We start from the raw sequence: 8,606 nt of genomic DNA on the forward strand, positions 1-8,606 counted from the left end.
TCGGCTGTTCGGCTGCTCGGTCGGGGTCGGCCTGCCCCGACCGCATCAGCGTGCCGGGGGCCTGGTCACACCGTTTTCCGTTGTTCCAGCTCGGCGAACCTCGCGGGATCAGGCTGGGCGGCGCACGGCGAGCGCTCGCGTACCGTCAGCGTCTCGGCCGCGTGTACTGCAATGTCGCGGCGAGCTTGTCGGCCAGCTCGAACAGCTCGTCGCTGAAGAACAGCGCCTGCCAGGTCATGGTGAACAGCAGCACGCCGTCCACGCCCTCGGTCCGGATCGCGTAGGCGACGGTCTGCAGGACCGGGCCGTCGCCGAACTCGTCGATGCTGCCCTGGAAGCGGTGCCGGGCCCGGACCGCCTGCCCGATCGGCAGCTCGCCGCGGGTGGTCTCCGGCTGCTCCAGCGAGATCGACAAGGCCGTCCCGAAGTAGTCGGCCAGTTCCTCCACGGTGAGGCCGGCGTCCGCCTTCAGACCCCGGACCTCGATCCGGGCCAGCTCGCCGTGTTCGGGCTGCGGGCAGAACGAGAACGCGAGCGCGGGGCTCCGGGTGCGGGAGTCGGCCGCGGCCGTCAGCAGCGCTTCGGACAGCGCAGCCACGACGTCCCGGGGCGTGTTCGGGGCCAGGCGGCTGAACGCCACGGACTCGGCCCAGCTTTCCAGGTCGGCCGGGGACAGCGAGGCCTCGACGGGCAGCTGGATCGCGCCGCCGGGGACGCCGATGTCCACGTTCAGGTCGGTGATCGCGATGCTCATGGTCAGAAAGTCCATCCGAAGGTGCCGACGATGGTGTCGAACAGCTCGGCCATGACGTCGGCGATGGGTTCGACCGGGGTGGAGAAGGTGACGACCACCTGGTTGGGGGTGTCGGGGATGTTCAGCCGGTACTCCACCACCGTGGTGACCAGGGTCCGCACTCCCTTGCCGTCCTTGGGATCGGAGACCAGTTCCTCCCGGTACCGGCGGCGCAGCGCCAGGCCGGCGGCCGGCAGCTCGACCATCGTCGCCTCGTGGCCGGCGGCGGCGTAGTTGATCGCCAGCTGGTCCAGGGCGGGCAGGATCCGGCCGAGGGCCGGGACGTAGGTGATGATCGCCGACGCGGACAGCGGTACGTCGCCGATCCGCATCGTCGACAGGTACATCGCCACGCCGCCGTTGTCGTAGGCGGCCTGCGCCTGCTCCCGGATCAACTCGGTGAGCCGGGCCTTGACCAGCGGGAGGTCATCGCGTCCCGCGGTCTGGGTGTCGACCACCTTGGCGATCTGCCGGTCCCAGAACTGCGGGTCCAGCACGACGCGGTGCCAGCCGGTCGGGACGGCCATGCGGTAGTCGCGGGGTATGGGGGGTGCGCCGGGGTCCGGCGTGGCGCCGGCCTCGGGCTGTTGGGCGCCGGTTTCAGGGCCGTTCATCACAGAAGCCTTAGCTTTGCGGGCGAGAGCGCGCGATGCCCAGGCCCGCCAGCGCGGCGGCCACGACGATCGCGGCGATGAGCGCGTACTGCGAACCGGTCCCCTGATCGGACTTGGCGCCCAGCGCCGGGTCCGAGTGGCCGTTCGGGTCGTACACGTAGCTGAACGCGGCCACCGTGCTGCTGCCGACGTTCGTGACGGAGTCCGGGCAGGACTTCAGATCGACGGTCTTGCCGTCGGGGGCCTGCACTGCGCACTCCAGGGTGCGGCCGCCGCCGTGGCTGCTGGTGTGGGCGGAGGCGGTGACCGTGGTCGCCGACGCCTGCTTGCCGTTGTAGCGCAGTCCCAGCGCGGGACCGCCGACGGCGGCGACCACCAGGGCGACGAGCCCGGCCACGGTCAGCCCGGCGGCGATGTTCACACCGCTGCGGGTGGAGTTGGGGAACCGGATGGCGGTGCCGCCGATGGCCAGCAGGCCGAGGAAACCGACGCCGAGCGCGGCCGGGCGGCCGACGTACATCGCCACCACGAGGGTGACCGCCACCGCGACCACGAGCACGGCGAACGCCGTGCCCCACGCCCCGACAGGCGAGCGCTCCGGGCGGGTCTTCCCGCCGCCCGGGCCGCCGGCCGGCCGCGGCTTGGTCTTCGCCGCGGCCCGCTCGGCCTGCATGTCCCGCGCCCCCTCGGGCCGCGGGCCGTGTCCGATCCGGCGGAACGCGGTTTGCGCCGTGGCCCGCTCGACGTCGGTCGGCTCCCGGCCGACGGCGGAGGTGTGGCACGCCAGCACCGCCTCGACCTGCGACGCGCCGTAGGGCGTCGCCGCCAGGGTGCGCAGCTCCTCGATCCGGAACCCCGCAGCCGCCAGGGCCGCCAGGTCGGCGGACCCCAGTCCGTCGAGCAGCCCTGTGATGTCAGCCGGTGTGTGCGCCATCGCCCTCGTGTCCGTCCAGTTCCCTCGTCGCCCGGCTCAGCCGGCCGCGCCCCGCATCCCGGCCAGGATGTCCGCCGGACCGGCGGCGTGCAGGGCGGCCGGGTTGAACAGCGTCTTCATCGCGTTCGGGAACCACGGGTTGTCCGCGCCCTCGGCCACCGCCTTGAACGCGTCCGCGCCCTTGAGGCCGCCGCTGGCCTTGGCCGCGACCTCCCAGGCGCCGGCGCAGTCCTCGCCGCTGATCCAGGCTTCCTTGAAGGTGGAGATCGCCTTGGCGCCGGCCTCGGCCCGCGCCGCGGTCGCCCCGGCCTTCACCCCGGCGCCCAGCAGCTTGCCCGCGCCCAGCGAGAGCACGCCCAGCACGTCGATGCCCACGTCCAGCCAGGTGCCGCGGCCGTCCGTGGCGGACACGGTATCGCAGACCAGCGCGGTCACCGCCGTGACCGCCGCTATGACGGTCACCACCGCGATCAGCAACTCGGAGACGCCGGTGAACATGCCCAGGACGAACAGCGCGGCGCCGGCGATGGCCGCGATCACCCCGGCGATGTGGCCGATGTCGGCCACCACGTCGCCGACCCAGTCCCAGAAGCTCTCCTTCAGGCCGTCGTTGTCGGTGACGTTGTTGATCGCGCCGGCGACCGCCTTCTCCTCGCTGTTGCGCAGGTCCACGGCCGCGTCCAGGTCGTTGCCGGCCTTGGTCAGGTCGCCCGCGGCGTTGGCCTTCTGGCTGTTCAGCCGCTGCATCGCCGGGTCCGGGCTCGGGGTCGGGCTGGCCCCCGGGGTCGGAGCCGGGGTCGGCACCGCGCCGGGCGCGGGGTGCTGCGCGGCCGCGGTGTCGGCCGCGTCGATCTGGCGCTGCGCGGCCTGGTGGTCGTGGTAGGCCTGCTGCCCGCGCCGGATGGCGTCGGCGGCCTTCTTCTGCGCCAGGTTCAGGGTCGAGGCCCACTGGGTGCCCGAGGACCAGGCGATGTCGGCGGTCGGCGGCATGTCCCGGATGTCGGTGCCCAGTGCCGTCGAGGTCTCCCCGAACCGGCCGGCCACCTTCTCCAGCAGGTCGGAGGTGTCGCCGGCCTTCTTGACGAACTCCTTGCCGGCCGGCGACTGCCAGCCCTGGCCGGTGTCCGACAGCGACTTCAGGCGCGCCATCTGCGCGTGGATGTTGTCCGTGGCGTCGCGCATCTGCTTGCCCAGTCCGGCCGGCGCCGTCGGGTCGCCCGGGACGAACTGGTCGACTGTCGCGCCGTCCCAGTCGAATGCGGTCCAGTCAGTCACGCTCAGCCCCCTGACTTCGTCTGTGACATCGCCTTCTCAATGCAGGTGGCGAGGTCGCGGTCCGTCTTCTCGTACGTCTGCGAGGCGTTGGCCGCGATCTGTGAGAGCGTGTCCAACTGGCTGTCGAGCTCGTCGCGCTTCTTGCTCCAGATGTCCGCCATGCCGTGGACGGCGTCGGAGACCGGGCCCGAGCCCATCCCGCCGCGGTAGCCGTCGACGAACTTGGTCGCGTTGTCCACCTGGTCCTTGATCCCTGAGAGTTGCTTCGCCAGGTCGGCGAGCATCCCCGTGTCGATGACCAGATCCGCCATGATTTTTCCCCGTGTGGAGCTCTTATGCGGCTATGCAAGTTTTATGTCAGGTACCGGCCGGGGCTGACAAGGGACGCGTGCCTGTCGGTCCGCCGTCGCCCGGATCCCGGACGCCCGGCCAATTCGGTTGCCCGCTTTGCAGTGCCTTGATCGTGTCCGCCCACATCAATCGCCCTCGTTTGCCCCGCGCGGCCGGGTCCACGCATCATGCGACTGCCTCCGACCGACCGATCAGGGCACCCTATTCCTCTTTTCAGGGGACCACTCCCCGTCCGTCAGGAATCCCCGATCCGCGCGGAACCCGCCACGTCGAGCACCAGCTTGCCGGTGGTCGAACCGGACTCGATCCGCCGGTGCGCCTCGACGACCTGATCCAGCGGCAGTGTCTCCACCTGGATCCGCAGCTCGCCGTCGCCCGCCGCCCGGGCGGCCCGGCGCAGCGCCTGTCCGGCGCGGTCGGGGTGGACCGCGGAGTAGGCGGCGAGGTTGAAGCCCGAGACGGTCTTGTTGCTGAACCACAGCTCGTTGGCGGAGATCCCGACGTCCTGCGCGCCGGAGGCGTTGCCCATGACCACCAGGCGGCCCAGCGGTGCGAGCCGGTCCAGGCTGGCCTGCCGCGCCGGACCGCCGACCATGTCGACCACGACGTCGAACTCGCCCGCGGTGCCGGTCTCGGCGCGCAGGATCACCTCGTCGTAGCCGAAGCCGCGCGCCACCTCGACCTTCGCCGCGCTGCCGACCGTCCCGACCACCCGCCCGGCGCCGAGCAGCCGTGCCACCTGGCCGAGCTGGCTGCCGACGCCGCCGGCCGCCGCGTGCACGAGCACGCTCTCGCCCGGGGCCAGCCGCGCGATCTGGTCCAGCACCAGGAACGCCGTGGTGCTGTTGGACGGCAGCGCGGCCGCGGTCGCCAGGTCCAGGCCCGTCCCGGTCGCCGGATCCGAGCCGGTCCGGTCGGCCGTCCCGTCGGCCAGCGGCGCGACGAGCCGGGCGTCGGTGACCGCGACCTCGGCGTAGCCGCCGCTGTCGACGATCGTCAGCGCGGCCACCGGCTGCCCGACCACGAAACCCTCGACCCCGGCCCCGACCGCGCGGATCCGCCCCGACACCTCGATGCCGGGCACGAACGGCAGCGGCACGTCCACCACACCCTGCCGGTACAACACCTCCGCGAAGTTGGCCCCGGCGTACGCCACGTCGATCGACACCTGCCCGGCGCCGGGCTCGGGCACCGCGATCGCCGCTTCCCGCAACACTTCCGCCTCCCCGAACTCGGGGATGACCACTGCCCTCATCTGCGTGCGCTCATTGCTCATGACGATCATTCTGGCAATGCGGCGCGCCGGGACAGGAGTGCCGGTTCATGCTGGGTTTGGCACCACCAGGCTCGCCCCGGCACCACCAGGCTCGCCCCTACTCTGAGCCGCCCAGCTCGACCGCGCGCCGCAGGTCGGCGACGAACGCCGCAGGCTGCTCCCAAGCCGCGAAGTGGCCGCCGGCCTGGTGTTCCACGAACTCGCGGATGTTCAGGAACGCCTCGGCGTAGCTGCGCGGCGCCGGCTTGATGTCGTGCGGGAACACCGAGAGCACCGTCGGAGTCTGGACCCGCTCGGGCAGCGCGGTGGGTTCCACGTACATGGCGAACGAGCTGCCGATCGTCCCGGTGACCCAATACGCGCTGACCCAGGTGAGCAACTCGTCCGTGGTGAACGCGCCTTCGTCGGACCACGCCTCCAGCTTCTCGACGAGCCACGCCGCCAACCCGGCCGGCGAATCGCCGAGCGCGACGGCGAGTGTGTTCGGCCGCGTCGACTGCTCGGCGATGTACCCGCCCTCCGTCCGGCGCCACTCCGCCGCCTGACTGACGTAGGCAGCCGCGTCCGGCGCGAGTTTGGCCGGGTCCGCCATGAATCCGTGCTGCGGTGAGACGTTCGTCAGGTGCAGGCCGGCCACCCGGTCCGGATGGTCCGCCGCCAGGATCTCCGCGATGGCCGCACCCACGTCGCCGCCGGAGGGCGTGTACCGCGGGTAGCCGAGCTCGGCGAGCGCGTCCGCGACCATCCCGGCGATCCGGTTGGCCGACATGCCGGGAGCCGTGAGCGGGGCCGCGAACGGGAAGCCCGGCAGTGCCGGGACGACCACGTGCAGGTCCGTGAGCAGCGGCAGCACCCGCTGGTACCGCAGCACCGAGTCCGGCCAGCCGTGCAGCAGTACCACGACCGGGGCGTCAGGGTTCGTCGACCGCTGGTGGATCATCCGCAGCTCGGTGTCGCCGGTCCGCACCTTCACCCACGGCAACGCACTGATGCGGCGCTCGTGGACGTCCCAGTCGTAGCCGTCCGTCCAGCGGTCGAGCAGTTCATCGAGGCGCGCGGCGGTGATGCCGCGCGTTCCGTCCGCGCTCCACGGGATCGTGACACGTCGCGTCCGCCGGAGCCGTTCCCGCATTTCGTCGTCCATGTGTACGAGCATACACACCGATGTGTATGCTCGTACACATGACCTCGCGCAACGCCGCCGCGACCCGGCAACGGATCCTGGAGCACGCCCGACCGCTGTTCGCCCGGCACGGTTTCGCCGCGGTCACGGTCAAGGGCGTCGCCGACGCGGCCGGTGTGTCGCCGAACCTCATCACCCGCTACTTCGGCGGCAAGGACGGCCTGTTCCTGGCCGCGACCCGGGTGGAGATCCCAGTCACCGACTCTGTCGGCGGCGACCGTTCCGAGCTGGGCTCCCGCCTGGCGGCGAGCATCGTCCGGCGCTGGTTCGGCGCGCCGGGGGAGGACCCGCTGTTGGTCCTGCAACGGGCGTCCGGCGAGCGGCCCGAAGCCGCCGAAGCGCTGGCCGTCTTCCTGGACACGAACTCGTTGGGACCGCTGTACCACTCCCTGCGGGACAGCGGCCTGGACGACGCGGTCGCCCGCGAGCGCGCCGCAGCCATCGACGCCTTCGTGCTCGGCGTCTCGACCCGGCGCCGCGTGCTGCGGTCTGAACTCGGCGACCCCGCCGAGCTTCAGGCCTGGCTGGCCGCCACCATCCAACGGCTCGCCGACGGGTGATCAGACCGACGAGTTCGCTTGATCAGGCTGACGGGCTCGGCCGATCAGTCCGCCGGGTCCGGCGCCGGCTGCAACCAGTCGAAAGTCCGCTCGACCGCCCGGTGCCAGTTCGCGTACTCGCTCTCCCGGCGCGCCGGGTCCATCGACGGCGTCCACTGCGCCGCGCGGTGCCAGTTCCGGCGCAGCCCGTCCAGGTCCGGCCAGTACCCGACGGCCAGCCCCGCCGCGTACGCGGCCCCCAGCGACACCGTCTCGGCCACCATCGGCCGGACCACCGGCGCCGCGAGCACGTCGGCGATGAACTGCATCAGCAGGTTGTCGGAGGTCATCCCGCCGTCGACCTTCAGCGTGGTCAGGGCCAGCCCCGAGTCGGCGTTCATCGCGTCCACCACCTCGCGGGTCTGCCAGCCGGTCGCCTCCAGGACGGCCCGGGCCAGGTGGCCCTTGGTGATGTACGACGTCAGCCCGACGATGATGCCGCGCGCCTCGCTGCGCCAGTGCGGCGCGTAGAGCCCGGAGAAGGCCGGCACGATGTAGCAGCCGCCGTTGTCCTCGACCGACCGGGCCAGGGTCTCGATTTCGGGTGCGGTGCTGATCAGCCCGAGGCTGTCCCGGAACCACTGGACCAGCGAACCGGTCACCGCGATGGAGCCCTCGAGGGCATAGACCGCCGGTTCGGTCCCGATGCGGTACCCGACCGTGGTGAGCAGGCCGTGGGTCGAGTGCACCGGGGTGTCGCCGGTGTTGAGCAGCAGGAAGCTCCCGGTGCCGTAGGTGCACTTGGCCTCGCCGCGGGCGAAGCAGGTCTGGCCGAACAGCGCCGCCTGCTGGTCGCCGAGCGCCGCGGCGATCCGGACGCCGGGCAGCGCGCGGTCGGCGGTCCCGTAGACCTCGGACGAGGACCGGATCTGCGGCAGCATCGCGGCCGGGACCCCGAAGAACTCCAGCAGTTCCGGGTCCCAGTCCAGGGTCTTGATGTTCATCAGCATCGTGCGGCTGGCGTTGGTGACGTCGGTGACGTGCACCCCGCCGTCGACCCCGCCGGTCAGGTTCCAGATCAGCCAGCTCTCCATGGTGCCGAACAGCACCTCGCCGCGTTCGGCCCGCTCGCGCAGCCCCGGCGTGTGGTCGAGCATCCACCGGATGCGCGGCGCGGAGAAGTAGGTGGCCAGCGGCAGACCGGAGCGTTCCTGGACGATCGCCGCGTCCGGCCGGCGTGCGTACTCGGTGACCATCGCGTCGGTGCGGGTGTCCTGCCAGACGATGGCCCGGCCCAGCGGGTGGCCGGTGTGGCGGTCCCAGACCACGGTGGTCTCCCGCTGGTTGGCGATGCCGACCGCGGCCACCTGCGCGGCGCTCACCCCGACCTTGGCCAGCGCCTCGGGCGCCAGGTGCTCCAGGTTGCGCCAGATCTCGGCGGCGTCGTGCTCGACCCAGCCCGGCTTCGGGAAGTACTGCTTGTGCTCGCGCTGGGCCACCGAGACCAGCCGGCCGCCCCGGTCGAACAAGATGCAGCGGGTGGAGGTCGTGCCCTGATCGATCGACATCACGAAATGCGCGACCATGGTGCGGCCTTTCGGTGGGAACGGGCGGCGAGGGGCGACCGGGACGGGAGGGGAG

General features: G+C 71.9%; 9 protein-coding genes. 1 reads left to right on the forward strand and 8 read right to left on the reverse strand.

The window, feature by feature from the left end; all coding sequences use genetic code 11:
* Nucleotides 1-145: 145 nt before the first annotated feature.
* The 7 genes from KGQ19_RS31425 to KGQ19_RS31455 form a co-directional block, all read right to left on the reverse strand.
* Nucleotides 146-754 carry a hypothetical protein gene (locus KGQ19_RS31425; RefSeq protein WP_212015876.1) on the reverse strand — a complete coding sequence of 203 codons (609 nt, stop codon included), beginning with the start codon at nucleotides 752-754 and terminating at the stop codon, nucleotides 146-148.
* A 2-nt stretch (nucleotides 755-756) separates the two neighbouring features.
* Nucleotides 757-1,407, reverse strand: a complete 651-nt coding sequence (locus KGQ19_RS31430; RefSeq protein ID WP_212015878.1) for a hypothetical protein — start codon at nucleotides 1,405-1,407, stop codon at nucleotides 757-759.
* A 10-nt stretch (nucleotides 1,408-1,417) separates the two neighbouring features.
* Complete coding sequence (locus tag KGQ19_RS31435; protein ID WP_212015880.1) at nucleotides 1,418-2,341, reverse strand: hypothetical protein; 924 nt, start codon at nucleotides 2,339-2,341, stop codon at nucleotides 1,418-1,420.
* Between the two features lie 36 nt (nucleotides 2,342-2,377).
* The gene (locus tag KGQ19_RS31440) at nucleotides 2,378-3,616 is read right to left on the reverse strand and encodes a hypothetical protein (protein ID WP_212015882.1); all 1,239 of its coding nucleotides are present in this window, start codon (nucleotides 3,614-3,616) and stop codon (nucleotides 2,378-2,380) included.
* 2 nt (nucleotides 3,617-3,618) lie between these two features.
* Nucleotides 3,619-3,927: a hypothetical protein gene (locus tag KGQ19_RS31445; RefSeq protein WP_212015891.1), complete on the reverse strand. Its 309-nt coding sequence runs from the start codon at nucleotides 3,925-3,927 to the stop codon at nucleotides 3,619-3,621.
* Between the two features lie 275 nt (nucleotides 3,928-4,202).
* Nucleotides 4,203-5,243, reverse strand: a complete 1,041-nt coding sequence (locus tag KGQ19_RS31450; RefSeq protein ID WP_230419740.1) for a quinone oxidoreductase family protein — start codon at nucleotides 5,241-5,243, stop codon at nucleotides 4,203-4,205.
* A gap of 97 nt (nucleotides 5,244-5,340) precedes the next feature.
* Nucleotides 5,341-6,387 carry an epoxide hydrolase family protein gene (locus KGQ19_RS31455; RefSeq protein ID WP_212015893.1) on the reverse strand — a complete coding sequence of 349 codons (1,047 nt, stop codon included), beginning with the start codon at nucleotides 6,385-6,387 and terminating at the stop codon, nucleotides 5,341-5,343.
* Nucleotides 6,388-6,425: 38 nt separating this feature from the next.
* On the opposite strand from KGQ19_RS31455, the gene KGQ19_RS31460 reads away from it, so the two are divergent.
* Nucleotides 6,426-6,986, forward strand: a complete 561-nt coding sequence (locus KGQ19_RS31460) for a TetR/AcrR family transcriptional regulator (RefSeq protein ID WP_212015895.1) — start codon at nucleotides 6,426-6,428, stop codon at nucleotides 6,984-6,986.
* Nucleotides 6,987-7,030: 44 nt separating this feature from the next.
* Here KGQ19_RS31460 and glpK read toward each other — a convergent pair whose 3' ends face one another.
* Nucleotides 7,031-8,551, reverse strand: coding sequence for a glycerol kinase GlpK (gene glpK / locus KGQ19_RS31465; RefSeq protein WP_212015902.1), 1,521 nt, complete (start codon nucleotides 8,549-8,551; stop codon nucleotides 7,031-7,033).
* Nucleotides 8,552-8,606: the final 55 nt, after the last annotated feature.

The sequence above is a fragment of the Catenulispora pinistramenti genome (genome assembly GCF_018274385.1).
Classification (GTDB): domain Bacteria; phylum Actinomycetota; class Actinomycetes; order Streptomycetales; family Catenulisporaceae; genus Catenulispora; species Catenulispora pinistramenti.